The organism is Brucella sp. NBRC 14130, from assembly GCF_040371715.1.
Lineage (GTDB): Bacteria > Pseudomonadota > Alphaproteobacteria > Rhizobiales > Rhizobiaceae > Brucella > Brucella intermedia.
The window spans coordinates 223347-246546 of record NZ_BAABTE010000007.1 but is presented as its reverse complement, the minus strand read 5'-3'; the positions used below and the strand labels follow the sequence as shown (position 1 = coordinate 246546).

Genomic DNA, 23200 nt, shown 5'->3' with positions numbered 1-23200 from the left:
CTCCGTTTGCAGGTACGGCACTCGGCCATTTCGAACAATCGATGCCGTGAAGCCTGTCCAAGTGTTTTAATCGTGCTTGTCATGCCCTAGGTATAGAACAAAACACGAACACCGATAAAGGACTATTTCGACGAACCAATTAGATCTGCGACCAATCGCGGTACAAATTCGCGAGCTGTCCGACCTGCACCGATTAATGTCGCAGAAGCCGCACCCGTCCAGTTGCCATAACCAGCAAGCCATAGCCGAGGCTCTTTGATGGATCGTTGTTCAATGACTTGAACCCGTCCGTTCGGTTCAACAACGCCGAGGGCTTTCAGGTGATCCGTTGCAGGGCGAAATCCTGTGCACCAGATTACCGCGTCGATTTTGGTCTCTGTTTGGTCAGCCCAAACGACACCATCTTCTGTAAATTGCTTAAAGGGGCGTACGGCGTTCAATACGCCTCGGTCGCGCGCGGCTTTTACCGGAGAGACCATAATAATGTCCCCAATTGTTGTATTGGCGTCGACATCTCCCCGTACGCGTGCACTGGCGTTTTCAAAAAGCACTCGGCCGTCAATTTCGTCAGGCAGAAACACTGGCGGCGTCAGTGTCACCCAAATTGTTTCTGCGACGGTACTTAAATCAGCGAGAATTTGTGCCCCTGAATTGCCTCCGCCAACAACAAGCACACGCTGGCCAGCAAAATCATCGGCAGTTTCATAATGTGCAGAATGAATCTGAACGCCTGAGAACAGGTCCTTGCCGGGGTAGTCGGGGACAAACGGTTTCGACCATGTCCCAGTGGCACTGATAACCGCATGGCAGGTTCGGCTCGATCCATCCGCCAATGTAACCCGAAGAATATCATTTTCACGGGTGACAGATTCTACCTTGTGTGGGCGTTCGACAGGAAGCTTATAGCGTTCCTCATAACGCTGAAGGTAGCTGATCACTTCATCGCGCGTAGGATAACCATCTGATTCCCGACTGGGAGGCATCAGCCAGCCAGGGAGCGAACTGAAACTGGCAGGTGAAAAAAGGCGCAGAGAATCCCATCCATGCACCCATGCCCCGCCTGGTTCGTTGCCGTCATCCAGGATAGTGAATTCTACCTCAGCACGGCGGAGATAGTACGCAGCCGCAAGCCCGGTTTGACCTCCACCGATTATGATCACATCGTGATCGATTTTCGGGCTAACCATGGGTACCGGAGTATTCAGATTTAATGTCACGCTACCTATCCCCGCCAATGTACCATTACAAAGACAATCAATTGCAAAACGGCTTATGATGCCACCTTGGCTAATCGGGCTTTTTCAGCCTCATTTTCCAGTCGGACCAATAACCCGAAGGCAATGAGCGAGGATACGCTACAAACAATAACGATTGCGAGCGCCGCCTTTACACCCAAATGCCCCATTGCGAATGCCATCGCAAATGGAGCCATTGCTGATACAATAAGCCGTGCCGACATTATTTTACCTTGCAATGCGCCATATCCTTCGCTTCCGAACAGCGAAAGAGGCAGCGTCCCTGACACTATACTGAAGAGGCCGTTACCAAAGCCGAACAGACAGGCAAATATTAACGCCGCAGCTATGAATGGAGCGCCGAGCATCAGGCAGGTGACTGCAAGCGCCATTAGTGAGGAAGAAATGATCGCGAGTTTGATCGGAGCAAGGTTCTTGCCGCCGATCATGTTTATCAGACGGCTGGTCACCTGGGATGGACCAAACATCGCCCCTATCAAGGCTGCCGATCCTGCAAGACCAAGGCCTTTCAACATCGGAATCATATGAACGAGGATAGCTGCTGCGATCAACGATTGAAACGAAAGACCGATTAGCAGGTACATCAGACCTCGCCGACGAAAAAGCCTTGGCAGCGTCCCTTCAGTTATCGTGCGCGATCCATTCGCCGAACTTGTACGAGCTTTCGACGCGAGATTTCGCGCTAGCCAAAAGTGAACTGGCATACAAAGAGCGAAATGAAGACATGCGAACAGCAGATAAATTTGCTGCCATGTCAGCCATTGCTGAAGAGAGGTGGTGATCGGCCAAAAGATTGTCGAGGCAAATCCTGCAATCAAAGTCAGGTAAGTGATGCTGCGCTGTGCAACCGTTGGTGCAAGTTGCACCAGAAGAACAAAGGCCGCGCCGTACTGCACGAGGTTCGCGGCCACTTCGATAAGCGTCAGGGTTGCTGCGAATGTGACCGCATTGGGTGAAAAGGCACTGGCGACCAACGCAGTGGCCGCTATTATTGAGCCAACGGTCATCACGCGACCTGCACCGAGGCGATCAATGAGACGTCCCATCCAGGGTGCTAGGAAGCCCCCCGTCAGGAGAGCGACCGACAACGCTCCGAATATCCATTCGTTCGAAACAGAGAAATCTTGCGCCATAGAGGGCGCAAGAATGCTGAAGGAATAATATAATGTGCCGTAGCCAATATTCTGGGTCAGTCCTAGACCGACAATGGCGGCGATAGGAAGCCGTTGGACGCTCATGATGATTTTATCGCCATAGTTTTACAGTTTAACGGCGTCAAAAAACTAAACCCGCATCATGCGCAACATTGTGAGTTAGTTGGGCCACAGCAGGAACTGGCTCCTTTTATTTGCTCTGCCAGCCACCGATCTCTGGGTTTGCAGCTGGAAGGACGTGCCGTTAAAGCCACTTCAAAGGTACCGTTGGTCAGAAGCGGTGCAGTTGCGTAATAAAGTGCCATGGGCTGCTTTCCATCGCTGACTTCAAATGTGAGCCTGGCACCGGGTTCCAACTGGACGTGCTTCGATACTTTGTGAATGATTGCTGCGAATTTCGCCGCTGGCATATGGCTTCGGTCGTCTTCGTCTATGTCCCAGAGCTGAACAAACATCTCTGACCATGCTTCCGGATTAGCGCCACAATCCAGAGCAGAGAACTGACCTGCCTTGACTTCGGTAACATGATAGCCGGGTTTCGTTGGATGTCCTTCATAGAAGAACACCAAAGGTGCCTCTGGTGCTTCTTGCAATCCATTGAGGAGATCGTCGAGGCTGATTTCAGGCGATACGCTCTTGTCGATTACGTTCATGTTCGGTATCCTCGATTCAATAATTCAAGGATTGTTGAAATATGGATGACCGTCAAGCTCTTTTATCATTTGCAGCACTCTCACAGGAAACGCGTCTTGGCATTATCAGGACATTGGTCGTTGCTGGACGAGAGGGACTGGCCGCAGGAGCAATTGCGGAACGCATGGGCGTATCTCCGTCAAATGTCAGTTTTCATTTGAAAGAACTGGAAAGGGCGGGATTGATATCGCAACGGCGTGAGTCACGCTCGCTCATCTATGTCGCCAATTATCAATCCATGGCCGATCTCATCAAATTTCTGATGGAGGACTGTTGCGCGGGCGATCAGATCATTAAGGCGACTGTGGAGGAACCAGATGGCTGCTGTACTTCTGGGCAGGAAACGGAAGCTGGGTCACTTCGCTGAAGCAGACCCATTTGTTTCAAAATGGCTGGCATATTGAGCGCTCGCGCAACAGGATGTCTTGCGAGACGCTCAATCTTTTTCTGAATTCATATTGATTTCAACGAAACACGCTTTTCGAGTTTGGCCGCTTCTTCCTTACGCTCGCTATAACGGTCTGTGAGATGATCCGAGATGCCACGCGTCAGAAGTGTAAACTTCATCAGTTCTTCCATTACGTCCACTACGCGATCATAGAAGGATGAGGATTTCATCCGTCCAGCGTCGTCGAATTCCTGCCACGCCTTTGCGACGGATGACTGGTTTGGAATGGTGATCATTCGCATCCAGCGCCCCAGAATGCGCATCTGATTGACAGCGTTGAAGCTCTGCGATCCCCCTGAAACCTGCATCACGGCCAGAGTTCGGCCCTGCGTCGGACGAATTGCTCCACCTGGCAAAGGAATCCAGTCGATCTGCGATTTCATGACAGCGCTCATGGCTCCATGACGTTCTGGACTGGTCCAGACTTGCCCTTCTGACCAAAGCATTGCCTCACGCAATTCCTGAACCTTCGGATGCTCTGCCGAACCATCGTCTGGCAAAGGAAGACCATTGGCATGAAAGACACGCGTTTCAGCACCCATCGCATCGAGAAGGCGCTGCGCTTCCAGGGTCAGAAACCGACTATAGGAACGATCACGAAGTGAGCCATAGAGCAAAAGGATACGAGGCTTATGCTTTGGAAAGTCGGCACGTAGAGCATCGAGGTCTGGCAATGCGAAGGAATTCTGATCGAGGTTCGGCAGGTCCATGTCAGCGGGACTTTCTTTCATAGGTGATGACTTCTCCGTCCTCTTTGGTGAATGACGACACCGGGTTTTCCAGAATGTCGAGAACCAGTTCTGACGGACGGCACAGTTTGATGCCAAGCGGTGTTTCCACGATTGGGCGATTGATCAGGATAGGATGCGCCATCATGAAGTCGACCAGTTCATCATCGGTCCATTTGGGATCGGACAATCCCAGTTCGGCATATGGTGTGCCCTTCTCGCGAAGGAGTTGGCGAGGCGTCATCTGCATTGCTCGAAGCAATTCAACCAGTCGTTCTCGCGACGGCGGATTTTGCACATATTCGATGACGACAGGCTCTTCGCCGCTGGCACGGATCAACGCCAATGTGTTGCGTGACGTGCCACAGTTCGGATTGTGATAGATCGTAACTGACATCAGAGTTTTCCTGTTTCGGTGACTGGCTTTTGATTGGAACCGCGTTCGTACCAACCCTTTGAGCGGTTCACGATCCAGACGACCGAGAGCATGACGGGCACTTCAACAAGAACGCCAACCACTGTTGCGAGCGCCGCGCCAGATGAGAAGCCGAAAAGGCTGATTGCTGCTGCTACTGCCAGCTCGAAGAAGTTGGATGCACCAATCAAAGCTGAGGGACCGGCGACGCAATGTTGCTCGCCTGAAATGCGATTCAACAGATAAGCGAGGCCAGAGTTGAAATAGACCTGGATGAGGATCGGGACGGCCAGCATCGCAATGATCATAGGCTGTGCGATGATCTGCTCTCCTTGAAATGCGAATAGCAGAACAAGTGTCGCCAAAAGCGCAATCAGGGACAGAGGCTGTAGTGTTCTGAGCATTACATCGAAAGCTCGTTCTCCACCGCTGGCGAGAATACTTCTGCGCAGGATTTGCGCGATAATCACCGGAATGACGATATAGAGGACAACCGACAGAACGAGCGTATTCCACGGGACAGTAATTGCCGACAGTCCGAGCAGTAGTCCGACGATAGGGGCAAATGCCACAACCATGATCGCATCGTTCAGTGCGACCTGCGACAGCGTGAAATGCGGCTCGCCCTTGGTCAGGTTGGACCAGACGAACACCATTGCCGTGCAAGGGGCGGCTGCCAGAATAATCAGTCCAGCAATGTAGGAATCGATCTGGTCTGCAGGAAGATAAGGGCGAAACAGCCAGCCGATAAATAGCCAACCGAGAAGTGCCATAGAGAACGGTTTGACGGCCCAATTGATAAAGAGCGTGACGCCGATGCCACGCCAGTGCTCAGTGACCTGTCTCAATGCGCTGAAATCGATCTTCAGCAACATGGGAATGATCATGAGCCAGATGAGAATGGCGACTGGAATGTTGACTTTGGCGACTTCAGCAGAGCCGATTGCATGAAATAGTGTCGGAAAGAAATGTCCAAGAGCTACGCCTGCAACAATGCAAAGAGCCACCCAGATAGTCAGATAACGTTCGAATGTGGACATCAGTTATTCTCCACATTTGTCTGTGTGCTACCTTCCATGGTGCCGATTTCTTTCAGATGATTTTGAAGCGCCATGCGGTCTATCATGGCGTGGGGAAGGCTCAGGAATGCTGATATTCGGTTCTTCAGAAAACGGGCCGCCTGTGCAAAGGCGCGCTGTTTTTCTGCTTCATTACCTTCGACAGCGGCAGGATCCTCAATGCCCCAGTGGGCTGTCATCGGATGGCCAATCCAGACAGGACAGGCTTCTCCGGCAGCGTTATCACAAACCGTGAAAATGAAATCCATCTGAGGGGCGTCGGTACCTGAAAACACGTCCCAGCTTTTTGAGCTCAGGTTCTCGATGGAATAGCCGAGAGCGTCCAGTTCCTTGATTGCGAGAGGATGAACGTCGCCTTTTGGCCGACTACCAGCAGAATAGGCGTGAAAACGTCCTTCGCCGTCTTTGTTCAGAATTGCCTCGCCCAAAATTGAGCGTGCGGAATTGCCCGTGCACAAGAAGAGCACGTTGTAGACCCGATCCGTCATTTTATCAGTCCGTTTGTGTAAGGCCGAATTCAGCGGCCTTGTGTTACTGGGTGGCCGTTTTTGGTTCGCAACAGGGTGTCAGGCTTTTTATAAGAGGTGCGCAGAGCTTGGCACTGCCGCCACAGCAGTCCTTGATCATGAAAAGGGTCAGTTCTCGAAATCGGTCGAGATCAGCGCGATAGATGATCGAGCGGCTCTGACGTTCGCCCCTTACGAGGCCTGCACGCGACAACGTCGCAAGGTGCGCAGACATTGTGTTCTGCGGAACATCCAGAATGCGTGCCAGTTCCCCTGCCGGAATACCGTCAGGTTCATGCTTCACCAGCAGGCGGAATGTGTCGAGCCGTGTTGACTGAGCGAGGGCAGCCAGTGCTGCAATTGCGTCTTCGTTTTCCATATATCTATAATACCGGATATATGGAAAAGGTCAATAACCGAGTTCACGCATTAAGGCTGCAACTATAGTCAGAGCATCGCCAACAACCGGAATCCAACTGAAGAGCAATGCTCGTCAATTTTGCTCATTATGCAGCCGCCTTGGAGGGCCGAATCTTATTCCGCCTGAGTGCAACTTGTCTAAGAGTGATCGATTTTCATGCCCGAACGGTAGCGTTTGAGTTAGAAATACACTCAACAGATTCGAATCGCGCGCGGGATTGCGGTGGAAACAAGTAAAAATAAGCAGCAGGAAAAAGCGGGCAGCATGGCGGTTTTCCATGGAAGAGCAACTGGAGTTTCTCCATGGAGAGTACATTGGAGGTTCTCACGACCAGGAAGTCTGGACGTGAGCCGCATCGGCATTGGCCGGACGACGTCAAGGCCCAGATCGTTTCCGAGAGTCTTCGGCCCGGAGCGCAGGTAAATGAAGTCGCAGAACGGCATGGCCTGAAGCCGAACCACCTGTCCACCTGGCGAACGATGGCGCGGCAGGGTAAACTGGTTCTGCCTGCGCCCGAGGATGCGGTAGAGTTCGCAGCGGTAATCGTCGATCCACCCGTTGTGGAACCGCCCATCAAGAAAGCCAGCCGTCCCGAGATCATCGTCGGGTCCGTCACCATTCGGCTGGAAGAAGGCGCATCTGCCGCCCGCATAGCCGCTGTCGCGCGTGCCTGCGCGGTCCCGGCATGATCTTTCCATCGAACCGCGTTCGGATCATTGTGGCGACAAAGCCCGTCGATTTCCGCAAAGGCCACGATGGACTGGCGGCGCTGGTCAAGAACGAGCTGCACAAGGACCCTTTTACAGGGACGGTCTTCGTATTCCGGTCCCGCAAGGCCGACCGATTGAAGCTGATCTACTGGGATGGCAGCGGTCTAGTAATGGCCTACAAGCGGCTCGAAGAACACACCTTCATCTGGCCGGGCATCAAGGATGGCCTAATGACGCTGGGCCACGCACAATTCGAGGCGCTGTTTGCGGGGCTCGACTGGCGTCGCGTCCGTTCCGTAGAGGCGAGATCGCCGGACGCTATCGAATAGATGCGGCACGATGACTCGGGCGGCAAATTCCAACGGCGAAGCGACGCTGATTTTGATAGACTTCGATCATGTTGGACGCCACCGATCTTCCCGACGATATTGCTGCGCTGAAGGCGATGCTGATCGCGGCGCAAGCGCGTGAAGTTCGCAAGGATGACCGGATCGAGCGTCTGGAGAAGCTGGTCGCCGCTTTCAAGCAAGCAGCATTCGGCCGCAAATCCGAGAAGGCCGATCCTGAACAATTCGATCTCGCATTGGAGGACCTGGAAACGGCCATCGCGGCCATCCATGCCGAAGATGAAGCCGATAGCCCCTCTGAGAAGCCGCAGCCTAAACCCCGTGCCACCAATCGCGGCTCCCTTCCTGCTCATCTTCCTCGCGTCGAGGAGATCATCGAACCAGAAAGCCTGATCTGTGCTTGCGGCGGAGGCCTGCACTGCATTGGTGAAGACGTCTCCGAGCGGCTGGATGTCATTCCGGCGCAATTTCGCGGCCTCGTCACGCGTCGTTCTAAATATGCTTGCCGTGCCTGCACCGACGGCGTTTCTCAGGCTCCAGCGCCTGCAAGATTGATCCACGCCGGGTTACCGACGGAGGCGACCATTGCGCATGTGCTGGTCGCAAAATATGCCGATCACTTGCCGCTTTACCGACAGGTCCAGATCATGAGCCGCCAAGGCGTTGATCTCGACCGCTCCACGCTCGCCGACTGGGTCGGCCGAGCAGCATTCGAACTCCGCCCGGTCTTCGACGCTCTGATCGCCGACCTGAAGCGGTCCACCAAGTTGTTCATGGACGAGACCCGTGCGCCAGTCCTTGATCCTGGCTCCCGCAAAACCAAAACTGGATACTTCTGGGCGCTGGCCCGCGATGACCGACCGTGGGGCGGAGGTGCTCCGCCTGGTGTCGCCTTCACCTATGCTCCAGGTCGCGGCGGACAGCATGCCGAACGGATATTGCAGGGGTTCACGGGCATCCTTCAGGTTGACGGCTACGCGGGATATAATCGGCTGATCGCGCCGGATCGTCTCGGTTCCGACGTCAAACTCGCCTACTGTTGGGCGCATGCAAGGCGGAAGTTGGTCGAGGTCACCCGCACCGGTTCGACGCCGATTGCAGAGGAAGGGGTGAAGCGGATTGGCGAACTCTATCGCATAGAAGCAGAGCTGCGTGGTCTCGACGCCGACGCTCGTTTGGCTCGACGGCAGGAACGATCAGCGCCATTGATTGCAGACACGCGGGACTGGCTCACGCATCATCGTGCCCGCGTCGCTGGCAAATCGCCGCTTGGCGAAGCGCTTTCCTACATCGCCAAATACTGGGATGGCCTTTGCATCTTCCTGACCGACGGTCGGATCGAGATCGACAACAATACCGTTGAGCGGACCATTCGGCCGATAACATTAAATCGGAAGAATGCTCTATTTGCGGGACACGATGCAGGAGCGGAGAACTGGGCGACAATCGCCTCGTTGATCGAGACGTGCAAGCTCAACGCTGTCGATCCGTTCGCCTATATGACCGCCACGCTCACCGCCATTGTCAATGGTCACAAGCAGGGCCGGGTTGACGAACTCCTGCCGTGGAGTTTCACCGCAAGGTGAGATTTGCCGAAGAAGTCATCCCTCGGCAAAGGCCGATGAACTCAGCTTGAGATCACCCTACCATGGCGTCGTGTTCTCCGGTTCGACGAACGTCCCCGATGTCGTTGCAGTCAGCGCATACTGCACTGGCAGCCTTGCTCCTTCCTCGGGAGTCATATTGCCGTAGCCGGTCAGGTCGGTCTTGACGAAGCCGGGGCTGACCGAATTCACGATAACGCCGGTCTCTTTCAGTTCCTGGTGCAACTGGATCGTCAGCATGTTCAGAGATGCCTTCGATGCGTTGTAGCCGATGAACTGCTGCGAATAGTATGTCGATGTCGGATCGCCGTTCAGTGTTAGCGAACCAAGCGAGCTGGACACGTTTACGATGCGCCCGGCTGGTGACGTACTCAGCAGCGGCAGCACCGCCTGTGTCACAGCCAATGCGCCGATGAAGTTGACTTCCATCACTCTGCGAACAGCATCAATGGCCGCACGGCTGGGAGGAGCGTCTGCAAAATCAAAGATGCCAGCATTATTGACCAGGATGTCCAGGCGGCCATACGTCTCTGCAATAATCTGGGCTGCAGCAGTGATGCTCCGTTCGTCCGTGACGTCGAGCTGGACGCAGAAGGCATCAATGCCCTGCGACTTCAATTCTGCGGCCGCCGTAGTGCCACGATCCACATCCCGTGCACCGATCACGACCCTGACACCAGCCATGCCGAGTTGACGCGAGACTTCCAGACCAATGCCCTTATTGCCGCCAGTTACGAGCGCGACGCGTTCTTCCTTCATGCCTAAAGCCTTTCTTAATCTGCATTTTCAGTCATGATATGAAGAATTGTTCAGTTTGAGGATTCGCTTTTGATCTCTTCCGCACCACAAGCCTTGAAGCCCCGGAAACGACCGCAGCAACGACGCGCTTCGGCCACCCTCGACGCAATTTTCGAGGCAACCATTCAGCTTTTGGTAAAAAACGGTCTTTCGCAACTTACCACCACACGCGTCGCCGAGCGGGCGGGAGTGTCGGTCGGCACGATGTACCAATATTTCCCCCACAAACAGGCTCTGATCTATGCCGTCAACGAACGTTATCTGGAGCTGCTGGCCGAAAGGATCGAAGCCACTTGCCGCGAATGTCAGGGCAACCGTTCAGGCGACATGATCGAAGCGCTAATCGAAACCTACTGGAAAGCCAAAACCGATAAACCGGATGTTACGCGGGCCCTGTACCGATCTGTCGTGGAGATGGACAACGAGGCATTGATATCTGCCTTCGCGGCACGGACCGACGCGGCAGTTACCACCATGCTCGCAAGCGCTTCCGACAACGACGGTTCCGATGCAAGGTCGAATACGCGCACGCTGGTCACCATCATCTTCGGAGCGGTGCGAAATTCCTTCGAGCGAGGCCATTCCGGCGATGTTGCCGAGGACCTACGCCGACAGCTCGTGATCATGTGTCGAGGTTACCTTGAGAGGCATGTGAGATGACTTCCTCCAGACACCCCTAAATGCGACTTCTGGGCGAGATACGGTCAAGGTGATACCGAGACATCGCTTACGCTGATCCTGCATCGCCTTGTCTATGGTTCGGGTACCCGCAGTCTCGCGATGGAGACTTAGGAGGGCGCTCGCCATGAAATGTGCAACGTTGCTATTTCGGCTGGCATAGTTTGCACACGCCGTAGTTTTTCCGATACCGGACACACCGAATACAATTATAAGTTTCGTATTGAGCATTACCAGAACGCTAGTTGATCATGAAATCCGGCTTTTCTCCGCTCGTCCTTCATGTACATATAAGATTGAGGGGGCGTGAAATTATCCAAAACTTCTTTTGGATCAATGTACTCCTCATATTCACGAACTTCCCCTATTTTTAAAGCGTAAGCAATCTTTCGTTCAGAAAAATACTGATCGAAAAAATCTTTTGTGATGCCAGAACCTGAATGAGTTTTCTCCCAGATTTCATCGGGTGCGTCCTCCAATATTGTATCAATATCAAATTCTCCGACAATTCTCCCGACGGGCATTGTGCAATAAACGACCACCGTTGTAACATCTTTTCGTGCGAAGACTTTTCTTCTAAATTCGAATGTTTTCACGCCCTTGAAGATGTTTTCAACGTGCTCTGGATTAATCGATAACAATACCTTCATGGACTTTCCCCAATTCGATGATCTTTTGGAATTGAGCCTCACTCAAAGGCTTTAAATCCCAACGCGGCTGCTCTGGTACATCGGCCTGCTCCATGAGGTCTCCGCGTGTGATCCGCTTATTAAATGCAACATTATAGGTCATCTTCACTGTATAGAGCCTGCTCCATGAGACGTACATGTCTTTAAGCTCGTCCTCAGTAAAGACGCTGTGCGGTTTGGTGTACTCAAGGAAATCATCGAGGGAAGCAAAATCTTTTCGTCGATGGGTTTCCTCCACAACGCAAATTGAAGTCGCGACCGAACGGTAAAATGCTGGTCCCTTGTTGTCCGATGTCCTGTACATAATAACCGCATCTCCCTTTTTCATACGAGTTAGCGGCAACTTTGCGACATAGATTTTGTGAATGGTGTTTGTATAGGAAACGTCCTGAACGATCTCTTTGGGTTCATTGTTAAGAATAGAATCTGGCAAGAAACGTGAATGAAATTCTGGATAAACTGCTAGAAGCCATAGCTTTGCATCCGAAATTCTAATGAATGGGTAGGATTTCAACGTATCCGGTGAGTGGTCTGTTAACGAACGAGACAAAACCAGTTCGACGCCGTTTTTTGTTGTTTTAGTACCAGTCTGTTCAAAGCCATAACGAGTAAACAAGTTTATCAGGCTTTCGTGTACATCGAACACTGTCACATAAATTCCGGTTGCCCCGACATCTAAAGCCGTGTCGAATATTTTCTTGATGACTCGTTCGCCGAGCTTAGTCCCCTTGCCCTCAATTTTCAGCGTACCCACTTTCAGCCAGTGACCATCGGAAAGATGCGGATCAACGTCGGTAACAGCGCCGTGTTCCGACTTCAGATAGATCATGCCGCTAAGATGATCATGCTCATCTACAACGACATAAACGTCTTCTTCTGCCTTGGCGTTAAACCAAACCGGGAATTCGTCGTAGCCCGCCTTCAGACTGTCGAAGAATGGATCGTTAAGCGATAAATTTTTGAATTTTGTCAGTAAAAGCGTCCGCGCCATGAATCCCCCCGTGATCGACGCCAGTGGCGAATAGCATTAATTGTGAGTCTATCGGCCTATTCTATAGCAGCAGCACCTTGCAGGACCCTTGTCCACTATATATTGCGTTAAAGTTGTAACGCTGAGGCCGTCACTACGAGAATAAGATAGAACGCGGATAGCGAAGACAACAGGATCTTTTTGCGACGCACGGTTCAGCCACACCATGGATGTAAAGACCAGTTCCGTCGCCTAAAGCGGCCATCATAAAATTGACGCCATACATAAAATGGGGCTGAAAAATTGGGGTCCGGGTTATCAGCCGTTCGCCATTTAGCTCCCCCAATGCTTCTGATAATCTGGTCCTTTCGATTGTGGCTGCTGAGCCTTTTCTGGGTGAGTTATAATTACTGGTAAAGGTGCAGGAAGATCGGGGCCGACAATGATTGCCTCACCTTGAGCCAGCGATGGAATGAACGCGGCCGCATCACGATCTAGATCGCCGCATGCTCTTTCAATTGTCTCCCGGTCGCGATCATTGGTGAGGCGATGTACAAAAAGTGTTCCTAACTGGCTTAAAACGTCGGTCGGAACATCTCTCGGTCGTTGCGTGGCAATCGCAGCCGTTAGACCATATTTTCTGCCTTCTTTCGCAATCAAGCCGAATGCATCCAGTGACACACGATTAGTCTCATCGCCTATTGAACGGCCCACAAATTGATGAGCCTCGTCCAGGAAACAAATAAGCGGGCACTCTTTAAACGCTTCTTCTCGCGCCAAATTGAGGAGATATCTACCGATGGTATTGAGCAATATCTCGCGAGTATTATATTTGAAACTAACGTGTTCAAACGATAACAAAAGCGCGTTCTGTTTTGGATCTTGAATGAAATTCTTAATAATTTCGCACACATCTTCTCCTTCGTTGGAGAAGATGCACTTCATTTCTGATGATGAAAGATAATTTTCGATTCTGACATTCAACGAGTTACAGAACCCTAGTGCCGCATCATCTACCTTGCCGTAGAATCCATTAGCGTTAGCGTCCTGAGAACTGTGCTTGACGCATTCCTCTCGCACTTGGGCAGAAAGTAGGTGAATATCGAAATCGCAGAATTGCGAGTCCAGCTCGGAAGAATAATTGATCAGGGCCTTGCTGATGACGTTCCGACTTCGCCCAATTTTTCTGATCGTTCCACTTTCCCTTATTTCTATGAAATGATTGTTCTCTTCTAAGTATATTGTGTTGCCATTATCCTGCTTTTTTGCACTAAACCTTAGCGGATTACGCTGTAATAGCGCCGCTAGTCTGAGATTCTTAATGGCGCTTCGTAAATTTGGACCTTGCATTTGTGTTGATGGCGTCAAGAGACCATACAAATCAGTTTCCGAAAGATGTTTGTAAGGAAATCTTACAAGCGGGTGTTTTGCATCGCCCTTCGAGAAACGGTATTCTTTTGCACCAGTAATTTTCCCCTCAAACTCACCAGTTGGGTCGAACAATATACATTTGCCTTTGAGGCGCACCACTTCGTTGACTAGCCGCGATACTGTCCAGCTTTTCCCACCACCTGTTGCTCCAAATATGCCGCAATGCCTGCCAAACAGTTTTTCCGGCGGGATCATAATATGGGCGTCATTTAGTCCAGAAAGGCGTCCCAACTCGATGAGGCGTTCTGCTCCTTTCCCTTCTTTTGTCTCCCCTGAAAGAGCACATTGGATTGCTGACGCGAGCGCTTGCCCCTCGGCCAAATAAGCGCTGTCTCCGATCCTCGGCTGGGTATTAATGCCGCGAGACACCTCTTTCGTCGTTTTATCAATTGTGGCCAACAACTGGGCGCGGCCTTGAGGATCGGTAACGATTTCCTGGTCCAGTTGACGCTCTAACGCTGAGCGTTGTCGCTCCGGAACGATGACTTCAGTCAAACGACCGAACACTATGGCTGCATCGCAATCAATAAAAAGGAAGTCACCTGTAGTTCCTTTGGCGAGTCCCCGTTGTCCGCTAATGGCCAAACCAAGCGGAACCGTCAGTTCAACAGACGCGGCCCCCACCCGGGTTACGGTTCCGACACGTTTATTGGGATCGATCAACGCATAATCGTTTGTTGCAATCATTACACGCCACCCAGTTCTTCCAAGCGCATTAGAAGCCTCTGGCGGTCGGTTTCACCGGATACGGAAGGAATCGCGTCTATCATATCTTCGAAGCGACCGTTCAGTATAGTTAGTCTGGTGTCTCCCTGCTGGACCAAGCGCATCAATCGCGCTTGATATTTATTCAGCTGCGAACCTACTGCTTTCAAAGCGTGTTCTGGTTGAATGTCATCCAACTGCTGCTCTGCGACAAACCTAGGGTCAACGAGTATTAACTTCAGCGAAAGGTTGGATTCTACGGCTGACCAGATCGGTGAGCTTATATGATCGTCTGCGAAGCCAAAACCTGCGATGAAGATAGTAGTATCTGGCTCTCTTAATGCAGATTGAAACGCGGCAAACATATCCAGATAAGGAGTTTCGAAAGCCTCTTGATACTTTGTAGACCTCGGATAGATCAGAACCGGAGTTAGGTCATTTCCTTCGCCTTTAGCTCGCCGAATAACTGCACCATCTGATCGTCGCCTCCAGTCGACGGAGCCATGCATTTTGTACAAATGAAAAACGCTGTCGATGTAATCGGACTTTGTCCCAGACGATGACCTTCGTACGATATCTGTTTGAAAATAATCTCTATTGAAACGTTGTTCGGCACTATGTGAAAATCCGTCAATAAAAACAATGCCTAGCCGCGCTCCAGCTTCTTCCAGACAAAGATCATAGTTGGTTGTAAACAGCTTTACGCGCGGTTTCTCAGCACTTCGCTTTGAAAACTTTCTCAGCAAATTCGAATGAGCGGGCAGGGATGTTTTCTCATCCACGAAACCAACCTCGTTCAGAATAGCGGTTTCGGCTTTCGAAATGAAATCTGTAAGTATCGAGACTTCAGAATCCGGCTGCTGAAATTGTTCGTCAGTGGCCCTAACGCTTAGCAACTCCAGCTTCATTTTGCAGAGACTGAGCAGCTTTTCGATATTGCCTGCACTTGTGTCATCCGGTTTAGGCGGCGGCATGCCGAGTAATTCTTCGGCGATGTCGTCGAAGCTTTGGCCGTTTTTAAGTTTTTCTTTGTCAATTTTATCGCGGACAGCTCTCCACAGTGTCGCCATGCCAGGGGCTTGCCCCTCAGCGCCGCTAGAATTCACAGCGGAGAAAGATGCGCCCGACCCCAAGAGAAATACGACATTTGTAGAATTGAAGGCATTGCGAAGCGTCTCTCCAACCCTGTTCTTCGCTCCAGGGATTGTCCTGCTACTTGGTTGGTTGGGATCCGCAGGTAGGTCTTCCCAAGCGAGCCACCTGTCTTCGCGCGTGTATAAACGCAAATACTCGGCCATACCCGTCTTTTTTTTCCAATAACCGGTCATGCCCCCTCCGATTCGATCACGCAAACTGGACGCCATCTTCCATCATTTATTCGGGCTTAGTAAGGCGCAAAGAGCCTTCCTGTTCGCAACCCAAGCAACAGATAAATGAAAATAGCAAATCTTATTAGCGCCGAGCAAAGGGCCTCATGATCATTCTCGCAACTGGGCGCGAATGATCATTGATTATTAAGAAGGGGAATGATTTAGGAACTCTAACGAAATCACGTGAACGGTTTATCTAGAGTTTCACTTCGGACAACGAGTTCCTTTTACCCAACTTCACACATGCTTGGGCGAGTTCATGTTCCAGCCGTTCGCAGCGCTTTTCCAGCTCCCAAACGTGTAACGATGCATCGTGCAAGCGTGTAGCCAGAACGCTAACATGACGCTCAAGGATTACCTTATCCTCACGAAGAAGTTTGACGAGTTCTGCAGCTGATGGTGGACGCTCGTCCAAAAGACCCTTGTTCATTGCCGCCAATACTGCTTCCCGAACTTCGGGAAACCGGCAATTTGCGGAGCCGATTAATGTTCTGCTTCTACCTGCTTCGCGCGCAACTGTAGCAATAGTAACGCGCAAACAGCCCCGGTTTGCAAGCGCAACATTTCGGTCATCTCTCGGGTTACCACTTTTTATCCGATTAAGAGCCTGCATTAATGCAATCTCGGCATCAGACTTTTGTTCCTTTACTTTCTTAGTGATTCTCATTGTGGATCCCCATTCCGACTTCATCGAAAGTCCCGTTCGCTTCGACGCCGAACCTTTGAAGGATTACCATCGAAGTGAGGACCGCTTTCGCAGCCACTGCGGAGGCTGCGAACTCACCGGCATTTCTATTCGCTTCGTACACGACCAAATTTCTTTTATATCTCGCGTGCCAGAAATCGAGATTATCGGAGAAAACCAGGAAATTTGCACACTCACAACACACTCCTGGCCGTCTCTCGCCGTAATGAGGATGTCGTGCACTGAGGTCGAAGCTCCCTTTTGCCGCGTAGTGGCAACGGGCGCGTTCACAAAGAAATAAGCAATTTCCCCATGGTGACGGCCAGACACGGACGTCATCCTCCTTCAGCAAACGCGCTAGTCTTGAGATACGCTCGTCTTCGGTACCATCAGTACCAATTAATTGTTCAATTACATCCCGCCTTTCATAGATTTTTTCAGTCATGTTTCCGGCCGCTGGACGACCGTTCACGACATCAATTATGAACTTTGAGGCTGCATGGGTGGCTTCATCATCAATAAGCCCGAGCATCTCAGGATCTGTACCCAAATAACCCCGCTCTGTCATTGCAATCGACATATGCTTAAAATGGTCGCGCACACCGTGGATCAAACGAGCGTCTGTGCGAACCATATAATTAGCGAAACTCTTACGCCATTGATGCGTCGATACCCGCCACGACCGTAATTCGGGAGGAATTTCTACATTCTCTTTGATCCACCGGTTCTGAGAAGCACGCAGATGTCCACTTAAGACCCGATCAATCGAATCTGCATTTCGTGGGAAACCCCGACCGTTTTTTAATGAAACAAGCAGCTCCTTACGATTAGCCAAGTCTCGCCAAGGTTGGAAAAGTCTCCATAATACTGTGATGGCTCTAACTGCTGGTGGGATATATTTCGACCCCATAGGCCGAGAACCAGCGAGCCAAGTAGCATCTACAAACTCATCTTGCTGCTTAAATACCCGTCCGCGCAAATGGAAGAGTTCGGTCAGCCCACTTATAGAAGGAGATGTGTTGACACAACTCGGCCAAAGGGCCCCTTCTTTCATATCGCCAGCGAGAATTCCGCAAATCTCACTAATTCTGAGCCCGAGCATTCCCTGAATGGCTATTATCGCCGCATCTCTGACTTTTCCAAATAAATCTCGAAGCTCATCTATAGCTGTATTTTTCGAGAGAGTTCGTGACCAGCTTTCGTGAGGAGCATAAGGCCAATCGAACTCATACTTCGATAGCTCCTTGTTTATATGAAAACTGTAGGAGTTGGATGCTAAATGTGCAACATCCGCTCTTTTTCTCAGATGGATCTCTTGCAATTCAATAACATCAACGGATCGAATATCTAACCATTGTAAAGTTACATTCATACTACCTAGAAAAATAGGATCTGGCACCGGCGGTATGAACCCTCGATCACCATAGCGCCCAGAAATATTCATCACCGCTTCATTAGCAGTTCTCCCGCCAAAAGGGTGATGCAGCATTACTAAATCTGGGGTTTTCGAAAAAAGAACAGACTGTTCATATACTCGACAAAGTATATCCACATAACCCGCTAAGCTGCTTTTGGCTGATCTGCATTTTCTTTGTTCAACATCAGAAATATCATCCAAATAATCAGCGCATACGGTCGGATTAAGCTCCGAGAATTTACTTATACCATTTTCTGCCATCCACCTTATCAGATAATTTATTGCGCTAAAAAGATTGGGATATGTGGCAACTTTAGGATTTTTACCTCTCTGATTATATTTTATTATTGACCAGAATAAGCATTTCGCTTGCTCCAATAGCTCTCTGTTCTCTTGATCCGTCAGAAATCCCCTTTCTGCAAGAGGCAACTTCCAGTGTAGAGCAACGTCTCTACATCCGGCTGTAGTAGCATCAAAATACCATATAGTTTCTACCCAACGACTTTTCTTTGAGACAAATAAATCTTTAAAGAAAGGCAATTTCAAAGGTGATTTATTCTTTTCATCAACTATTGCGTGTGAGATTTTCATCCGTTCACTCCAATTCTGGGAAAGGAGGTAATGCTGGATTATCTCCATTTCTTACTGCCTCAGTAAATTTCGGCAGCCAATACTTCTGAAGAGAATTTAACTGGTGTGCCCAATTCTCGAGATAGCGGACCGGTTCAAGTGCGATACGAGCTTCGTCAAGACGATTTTTGAATTGAATCAAACGTGCATAGGCCCGGGGACTTTCACTATCGATGTATGCGAGTGGACACGAGGCGCAGGCACCGAAAGCCGTACACAGTTTTCCCGATTGCTGGTGCCTAACCGGGGAATTAAAAGGATCAACACATCCAAACCCAGGCGTTGCCGCACTCTGTCCTCCTTCCATTAGCAAGCCGTTTCTCGAATCTGACTTACCGTATGTAAAGATATAGCGGTCCCGCCAAGCCATCGCATTGGAGAGCGCTTCCTCATCCCGCTTTTTTGCTGCTGTTCCTCGATAATGTTTAGCTGTAACATCAAGGTTTGCGTGACCCAAAGCCAGTTGCTGCGACTTCATATCGCCCGTAACCTTATGAACAAAGTCACCGCCACTCGCACGTAAAGTTCTTAGAGTAAAATGTGGCAATTCATTATCGTCAATGAATGATTGTAATGCATTTCTCCATAGAGAATCAGCTGATGACGTCGAATTATTTGTAATCCTGAACGCTCGATGCTTATTTATATCTTTCTTATTGTTTCCATGAGCATAGAAAATGAATACTTTGTCCACATCTCGCGGCTCCACCAGATTACGGGTCAATCGTGTGAAGCGTTCCAGAAGCTTTAAAAGATTTGGGACGGATTCCAAAGCTGTCAACTTGGTGCTATAAGATCTCACCTGGCGGTTCGGCCCGATCACTTTACCGCCTAATTTCGACCTGTTCTTTGGCACCCGTATCTGTAGTCGGTCCTCACCAAAAATAGGATGTTCACCGATCTGCGCCCAAGTTAAACCAAGTAATCCCTCCGCGTTGAAAAGTGTTTCAAAACCTAACAGAACGATATATGGAACAAGGTGGCGGACTGAAAAATGTAAACGGTCCATTACTTCACGGATTGTACCGTAAGGTTGCCTTAGAGACCGACTAAATCCAGGATAAACCTTCGGATCTATTTTGGTATAACTTGCATCAAAAATCTTAACCAACAAGTTTAGCTTGATACCCATTTCTTTGAACGGAACGACACTCCGCGAACGGATATCTGGTAACGATATAGTATTGTCATTAAGTACGTTGAGCGTTGTCTCGCGAAGCGCTATATCGGCAACGATTTCATTTATCGCGGCCGCACGGATTTTTGAACAGGATATTGGGTCTAGTATATTGGTCGCGATAATCTGATGATGTGCACCTGGCCAAAGATTTTTGCTTGTTAGAACTGAGCTAGGCAAGAGCGCTTTATAACGTTCAGATCTGGCCCAGTACAAAAAAATATTTCTAATCTTATTGTAATGCTTCGCTTTCACCGACTTCGTTAGTTGTTTTGAAGGATCATGTTCTATTTCCCGATTGCCATTCAGCCAGTTTCCAAACATTAGCAGAACGTTGTTGGGGAATTCGGCTACGCTCAACCGAGACCCGGTACTTTCGAGATCAAGCGAACTAAGGAAAATTCTAAACTTTGTAAGGCTCTTCTTGAACGAAATACGAGTGGTATGTGCTTGACCACGCCCCCAATCGGCCAAGTAGTCAGCGATACCTAAACCAATATCCCCGAAAGAGACCCAATCACTGAGATCTATTTCCCCAACCGTGTCATTTGGTCCATTATGAAAACGTACCTTGAGCATCCCAGCCCTTGAAATAACGCCAAATTCTTCATTCGTTTGAAGGGCGTGAACATTTGAGAACACCTTTGAAGGACGCTGCGTGAGATGCCTTGGTACACCGTTTGTCTTTCTTTTATCACCGAACGCCATACAAGCCCATCCTGGCATAGTGAGCGGTAATATCAGAGATTGCTGCTTCTTCCGTATCGATATACTTTAAGTATATTTTGCGTGTCGTTTCTGCGATCGAGTGACCTAAGAGTTGCCTCAGCTTCTCCCAAGGCTCACTGTTGCCCCGCAAAACTTCTGATTTGTAAAACATAACGGCGAACGTATGCCGAAGGTCGTGAAAGGTGTGTGCGGCAAGGTTTATTAAGAATGTGACAGGCCTGCCGTCTGAGTCGAGTAGTTTGTCTCCGCTTTCAGGGTCCAACTTAAAGCCTGAGCTTCTAATAATTAACCCTTCAGCCAACACAGCTTTGGTAAATGCTCTCGACGGCGTCTCGGCACTTACCGGTTTACCAACATCTCGAAAATTTGCACAAACCCCGTTGACGAATAGTTGTGTCGGCTCTTTAAAAGCGAGATGGTCCAGGTTATGCTTTTTTGCACAAAGAATTGCCTCATACCGTTCCGTGTCGTGGTACGTCACCAACGCTCTTAGCACGACTGAGGAAACAACCACTTTTCGCGTTGCTCGCCCCTTTGTTCGAACCGTAAGAACAAATTGCTGCCACTTGTCGGTCGAACTCAGTTTTCTTGCTTGATTAAGAACGTCCGATGTAGAGATGCTGGCGATTTCATCTACCCGCATCCCTGTGTGATAGGCGATTTCAGCCATTAAACGATTTCTCTTGGATGGATCCCCGACTTTCCATGGCAATACTGCACCATCAGAACCGAATATTCGGGGACCCAACCTATTCAGAACACCACGAAGTTCATTTACCTTAAGCGGTCTAGGATTATCTTCAGGATCCCGCCCTCGTGGACCTCTCCGTTTTCGTTGAACAATACTGGCGGTACCAAGATGTGGCAAAAGCGCTGATTTCGGGCCAATCGGAAATCTCGATATACTATCTTGACATCCCTCTTGAGGATTCTCCGACAGCATTCCTGTTTGCCACGCCCAAGAGTAAAAATTTTGGATACTAGCTAATCGGCGACTAACTGTACTTGTGCTGTATTGTCGATGGGTGAATGGCGAAACTGATTCTGCCATCAAATACCCGTACTCTGAAACATCTTCAGCACTAATGGCGTCCCATTCCAGATTATTGACTAAAACAAAACGCCACCATTGTGCCAAATCGTGAGCGATTGCTTTTTGAGTGTTTTGCCAACGAGCACTCTTCATCGGCTTATAGATTCTCTGCATTGAAAAAAGGTTGGCAGGCATGATGGGATGCCAATCGTTTGTGAAAAGCATCTGAAGCCCAGTTGGAGTAATCGTCTGTGGCTGAGGTAAAGGGCCAGCAACATCGTGACCATCCCGACGTGCTTTAACTACACGGACATCACAAACGTGAATAGAGATTGGTTCTGACATGTGTTGCTCCTCTCTTCTTCTAGCAATTCGAGTGGATTCAATATCTGCATACAAGCTGCAATTGTCATTTCTCACTGCAATTACCTGCTGCAGCGATACCGGAATAAGTAACAGGATCATGAATGCGAAAAGAAATAAATCAAGTATAAAATTAAAAATATACAATTATTTCAATATGTTAAACTATCAGAAAAACAAATTGTTAATCTAACAAACTAACAATAAACTATACTTCTCAGAACAAAATGGGGTTGCAATAAGTCGAGTGCTTGCACGGCAATACCAATTCCCAAATAACTGCTGCAGATCGTTAGATGAACTCGTAGTGCAAATTCGGATTTCACGAGAGGAAGCACTTTTCAAGTAAGAGTCAGCGCAAACTTTGATCGCCACGCGAGAATTCAAAATTCCAAGCGGCGATGCCGCCTAGAATTTCCAATTCTCTTGTGACGATGCTGAAAAGAGGGTGATTGAACGTAGCGCAGATATAAGGAAAGCTTAGCTTTCTAATCACTTTATACAGTTCGACTCCGTATAAAGTTCGAATCCCGCCGCTCCGACCATTTTTCCCCTTAAAATTTAATGCCTTGCGATTCCTTTCAATCGGGACTGCAATGGCATTGAAGGGAACGAAACGGAATCCAGGTCCCGTAAGGAGCGCCAGAAGTCCGGAATAATACTGAAAATTCCCGCACCGTTTCCCGACTCACTCCCCGCTGTTTCAAAAGAAAAATCCACTACCAGTAATTAGCCCCGCAAGGGGAATGTGGGTAGCCAATCCCCGAACACGGAAATTCGTTCAGAACGAGTGAAGAGGAGTTTGACTACACTATAAGATTGCGGTTACTTGCAGCGCGTTGGGGGAACGATCGGGAGGGGGCCAATGATCGCCAGGCGTGACAATAATCGTCGCAATTGGACGTATAGCGAATTTGCGTCAGAAAGATTTGGCGCGTGGGTCGGTTATAAACTCGACCCGATCAAGAAATCCGAAGGCAAGACCATTTATATTGCTGGAGCTGTTCGCTCCAATGGCAAGGTTATGGCTAATACCCAAATCGGCCTTGGTCACACGCCGGAATTCGCCATTGAGGAGTTTCTTAGAAATAACGGAATGCCGGTATCCGAAACAGCGCAGAAGAATCTCGCCGGGCTATTGTAAATTAAAACAAAGATTCGGAA

General features: G+C 49.8%; 23 protein-coding genes. 6 read left to right on the top strand and 17 right to left on the bottom strand.

What is annotated here, in order from left to right; translation table 11 throughout:
• Window positions 1-122: 122 nt before the first annotated feature.
• From ABWW28_RS17055 to ABWW28_RS17045, 3 genes are read right to left on the bottom strand one after another with little or no spacing between them, the layout of a single operon-like run.
• A complete protein-coding gene (locus ABWW28_RS17055; protein WP_353391534.1) occupies window positions 123-1217 on the bottom strand; it encodes an ArsO family NAD(P)H-dependent flavin-containing monooxygenase in 1095 nt (364 codons plus the stop codon).
• A gap of 53 nt (window positions 1218-1270) precedes the next feature.
• Window positions 1271-2494, bottom strand: coding sequence for an arsenite efflux MFS transporter ArsK (arsK, locus tag ABWW28_RS17050; protein WP_182520241.1), 1224 nt, complete (start codon window positions 2492-2494; stop codon window positions 1271-1273).
• A gap of 56 nt (window positions 2495-2550) precedes the next feature.
• Window positions 2551-3063, bottom strand: a complete 513-nt coding sequence (locus ABWW28_RS17045) for a DUF6428 family protein (protein ID WP_353391532.1) — start codon at window positions 3061-3063, stop codon at window positions 2551-2553.
• A gap of 41 nt (window positions 3064-3104) precedes the next feature.
• Here ABWW28_RS17045 and ABWW28_RS17040 point away from each other — a divergent pair, with 41 nt between their 5' ends.
• On the top strand, window positions 3105-3470 hold the full coding sequence (locus tag ABWW28_RS17040; protein ID WP_024897570.1) for an ArsR/SmtB family transcription factor: 366 nt from the start codon (window positions 3105-3107) through the stop codon (window positions 3468-3470).
• Between the two features lie 86 nt (window positions 3471-3556).
• Here ABWW28_RS17040 and arsH read toward each other — a convergent pair whose 3' ends face one another.
• From arsH to ABWW28_RS17015, 5 genes are read right to left on the bottom strand one after another with little or no spacing between them, the layout of a single operon-like run.
• Window positions 3557-4282: an arsenical resistance protein ArsH gene (arsH, locus tag ABWW28_RS17035; protein ID WP_182520239.1), complete on the bottom strand. Its 726-nt coding sequence runs from the start codon at window positions 4280-4282 to the stop codon at window positions 3557-3559.
• Window positions 4263-4676 carry an arsenate reductase (glutaredoxin) gene (arsC, locus tag ABWW28_RS17030; RefSeq protein WP_182520238.1) on the bottom strand — a complete coding sequence of 138 codons (414 nt, stop codon included), beginning with the start codon at window positions 4674-4676 and terminating at the stop codon, window positions 4263-4265. Before arsC ends, arsH begins: the two co-directional genes overlap by 20 nt.
• The gene (gene arsB, locus ABWW28_RS17025; RefSeq protein ID WP_256886524.1) at window positions 4676-5734 is read right to left on the bottom strand and encodes an ACR3 family arsenite efflux transporter; all 1059 of its coding nucleotides are present in this window, start codon (window positions 5732-5734) and stop codon (window positions 4676-4678) included. Before arsB ends, arsC begins: the two co-directional genes overlap by 1 nt.
• Window positions 5734-6261: an arsenate reductase ArsC gene (locus ABWW28_RS17020; protein WP_182520236.1), complete on the bottom strand. Its 528-nt coding sequence runs from the start codon at window positions 6259-6261 to the stop codon at window positions 5734-5736. Before ABWW28_RS17020 ends, arsB begins: the two co-directional genes overlap by 1 nt.
• Before the next feature lie 43 nt (window positions 6262-6304).
• Complete coding sequence (locus ABWW28_RS17015; RefSeq protein WP_182520235.1) at window positions 6305-6658, bottom strand: ArsR/SmtB family transcription factor; 354 nt, start codon at window positions 6656-6658, stop codon at window positions 6305-6307.
• A 344-nt stretch (window positions 6659-7002) separates the two neighbouring features.
• On the opposite strand from ABWW28_RS17015, the gene tnpA reads away from it, so the two are divergent.
• The 3 genes from tnpA (at window position 7003) to tnpC (ending at window position 9343) form a co-directional block, all read left to right on the top strand.
• Window positions 7003-7389, top strand: coding sequence for an IS66-like element accessory protein TnpA (gene tnpA, locus ABWW28_RS17010; RefSeq protein WP_151558787.1), 387 nt, complete (start codon window positions 7003-7005; stop codon window positions 7387-7389).
• Entirely contained in the window at window positions 7386-7739 is a 354-nt protein-coding gene (gene tnpB, locus ABWW28_RS17005; RefSeq protein WP_151558789.1) for an IS66 family insertion sequence element accessory protein TnpB, read from the top strand. Before tnpA ends, tnpB begins: the two co-directional genes overlap by 4 nt.
• A 68-nt stretch (window positions 7740-7807) precedes the next feature.
• On the top strand, window positions 7808-9343 hold the full coding sequence (gene tnpC / locus ABWW28_RS17000) for an IS66 family transposase (protein ID WP_353391527.1): 1536 nt from the start codon (window positions 7808-7810) through the stop codon (window positions 9341-9343).
• Between the two features lie 57 nt (window positions 9344-9400).
• Here the strand turns inward: tnpC and ABWW28_RS16995 are convergent, their stop codons facing one another.
• Window positions 9401-10120, bottom strand: coding sequence for an SDR family oxidoreductase (locus ABWW28_RS16995; RefSeq protein ID WP_151558793.1), 720 nt, complete (start codon window positions 10118-10120; stop codon window positions 9401-9403).
• A gap of 69 nt (window positions 10121-10189) precedes the next feature.
• Here ABWW28_RS16995 and ABWW28_RS16990 point away from each other — a divergent pair, with 69 nt between their 5' ends.
• The gene (locus ABWW28_RS16990; RefSeq protein WP_151558795.1) at window positions 10190-10819 is read left to right on the top strand and encodes a TetR/AcrR family transcriptional regulator; all 630 of its coding nucleotides are present in this window, start codon (window positions 10190-10192) and stop codon (window positions 10817-10819) included.
• A gap of 248 nt (window positions 10820-11067) precedes the next feature.
• Here the strand turns inward: ABWW28_RS16990 and ABWW28_RS16985 are convergent, their stop codons facing one another.
• The 8 genes from ABWW28_RS16985 to ABWW28_RS16950 form a co-directional block, all read right to left on the bottom strand.
• Window positions 11068-11487, bottom strand: a complete 420-nt coding sequence (locus tag ABWW28_RS16985; RefSeq protein WP_182520231.1) for an ASCH domain-containing protein — start codon at window positions 11485-11487, stop codon at window positions 11068-11070.
• The gene (locus ABWW28_RS16980; RefSeq protein ID WP_182520230.1) at window positions 11465-12517 is read right to left on the bottom strand and encodes an N-acetyltransferase; all 1053 of its coding nucleotides are present in this window, start codon (window positions 12515-12517) and stop codon (window positions 11465-11467) included. Before ABWW28_RS16980 ends, ABWW28_RS16985 begins: the two co-directional genes overlap by 23 nt.
• A 312-nt stretch (window positions 12518-12829) precedes the next feature.
• Window positions 12830-14614, bottom strand: coding sequence for an ATP-binding protein (locus ABWW28_RS16975; RefSeq protein WP_353391523.1), 1785 nt, complete (start codon window positions 14612-14614; stop codon window positions 12830-12832).
• Entirely contained in the window at window positions 14614-15960 is a 1347-nt protein-coding gene (locus ABWW28_RS16970) for an SIR2 family protein (protein WP_353391522.1), read from the bottom strand. The genes ABWW28_RS16975 and ABWW28_RS16970 overlap by 1 nt, the downstream gene beginning before the upstream one ends.
• Window positions 15961-16198: 238 nt before the next feature.
• Entirely contained in the window at window positions 16199-16669 is a 471-nt protein-coding gene (locus tag ABWW28_RS16965; protein ID WP_353391520.1) for a hypothetical protein, read from the bottom strand.
• Window positions 16656-18695, bottom strand: a complete 2040-nt coding sequence (locus ABWW28_RS16960) for a site-specific integrase (RefSeq protein ID WP_182520226.1) — start codon at window positions 18693-18695, stop codon at window positions 16656-16658. The genes ABWW28_RS16965 and ABWW28_RS16960 overlap by 14 nt, the downstream gene beginning before the upstream one ends.
• 4 nt (window positions 18696-18699) lie before the next feature.
• On the bottom strand, window positions 18700-20619 hold the full coding sequence (locus tag ABWW28_RS16955; protein WP_182520225.1) for a hypothetical protein: 1920 nt from the start codon (window positions 20617-20619) through the stop codon (window positions 18700-18702).
• The gene (locus ABWW28_RS16950; protein WP_182520224.1) at window positions 20606-22018 is read right to left on the bottom strand and encodes a tyrosine-type recombinase/integrase; all 1413 of its coding nucleotides are present in this window, start codon (window positions 22016-22018) and stop codon (window positions 20606-20608) included. Before ABWW28_RS16950 ends, ABWW28_RS16955 begins: the two co-directional genes overlap by 14 nt.
• 883 nt (window positions 22019-22901) lie before the next feature.
• Here ABWW28_RS16950 and ABWW28_RS16945 point away from each other — a divergent pair.
• Complete coding sequence (locus tag ABWW28_RS16945; protein ID WP_112701486.1) at window positions 22902-23180, top strand: hypothetical protein; 279 nt, start codon at window positions 22902-22904, stop codon at window positions 23178-23180.
• The last annotated feature ends 20 nt before the right edge of the window (window positions 23181-23200 follow it).

Coding starts and splice junctions, on each gene's coding strand:
- arsK (WP_182520241.1), bottom strand. CDS start 2,494: ATGAGCGTCCAACGGCTTCCTATCGCCGCCATTGTCGGTCTAGGACTG.
- ABWW28_RS17045 (WP_353391532.1), bottom strand. CDS start 3,063: ATGAACGTAATCGACAAGAGCGTATCGCCTGAAATCAGCCTCGACGAT.
- ABWW28_RS17040 (WP_024897570.1), top strand. CDS start 3,105: ATGGATGACCGTCAAGCTCTTTTATCATTTGCAGCACTCTCACAGGAA.
- arsH (WP_182520239.1), bottom strand. CDS start 4,282: ATGAAAGAAAGTCCCGCTGACATGGACCTGCCGAACCTCGATCAGAAT.
- arsC (WP_182520238.1), bottom strand. CDS start 4,676: ATGTCAGTTACGATCTATCACAATCCGAACTGTGGCACGTCACGCAAC.
- arsB (WP_256886524.1), bottom strand. CDS start 5,734: ATGTCCACATTCGAACGTTATCTGACTATCTGGGTGGCTCTTTGCATT.
- ABWW28_RS17020 (WP_182520236.1), bottom strand. CDS start 6,261: ATGACGGATCGGGTCTACAACGTGCTCTTCTTGTGCACGGGCAATTCC.
- ABWW28_RS17015 (WP_182520235.1), bottom strand. CDS start 6,658: ATGGAAAACGAAGACGCAATTGCAGCACTGGCTGCCCTCGCTCAGTCA.
- tnpA (WP_151558787.1), top strand. CDS start 7,003: ATGGAGAGTACATTGGAGGTTCTCACGACCAGGAAGTCTGGACGTGAG.
- tnpB (WP_151558789.1), top strand. CDS start 7,386: ATGATCTTTCCATCGAACCGCGTTCGGATCATTGTGGCGACAAAGCCC.
- tnpC (WP_353391527.1), top strand. CDS start 7,808: ATGTTGGACGCCACCGATCTTCCCGACGATATTGCTGCGCTGAAGGCG.
- ABWW28_RS16995 (WP_151558793.1), bottom strand. CDS start 10,120: ATGAAGGAAGAACGCGTCGCGCTCGTAACTGGCGGCAATAAGGGCATT.
- ABWW28_RS16985 (WP_182520231.1), bottom strand. CDS start 11,487: ATGAAGGTATTGTTATCGATTAATCCAGAGCACGTTGAAAACATCTTC.
- ABWW28_RS16980 (WP_182520230.1), bottom strand. CDS start 12,517: ATGGCGCGGACGCTTTTACTGACAAAATTCAAAAATTTATCGCTTAAC.
- ABWW28_RS16975 (WP_353391523.1), bottom strand. CDS start 14,614: ATGATTGCAACAAACGATTATGCGTTGATCGATCCCAATAAACGTGTC.
- ABWW28_RS16970 (WP_353391522.1), bottom strand. CDS start 15,960: ATGACCGGTTATTGGAAAAAAAAGACGGGTATGGCCGAGTATTTGCGT.
- ABWW28_RS16965 (WP_353391520.1), bottom strand. CDS start 16,669: ATGAGAATCACTAAGAAAGTAAAGGAACAAAAGTCTGATGCCGAGATT.
- ABWW28_RS16960 (WP_182520226.1), bottom strand. CDS start 18,695: ATGAAAATCTCACACGCAATAGTTGATGAAAAGAATAAATCACCTTTG.
- ABWW28_RS16955 (WP_182520225.1), bottom strand. CDS start 20,619: ATGGCGTTCGGTGATAAAAGAAAGACAAACGGTGTACCAAGGCATCTC.
- ABWW28_RS16950 (WP_182520224.1), bottom strand. CDS start 22,018: ATGTCAGAACCAATCTCTATTCACGTTTGTGATGTCCGTGTAGTTAAA.
- ABWW28_RS16945 (WP_112701486.1), top strand. CDS start 22,902: ATGATCGCCAGGCGTGACAATAATCGTCGCAATTGGACGTATAGCGAA.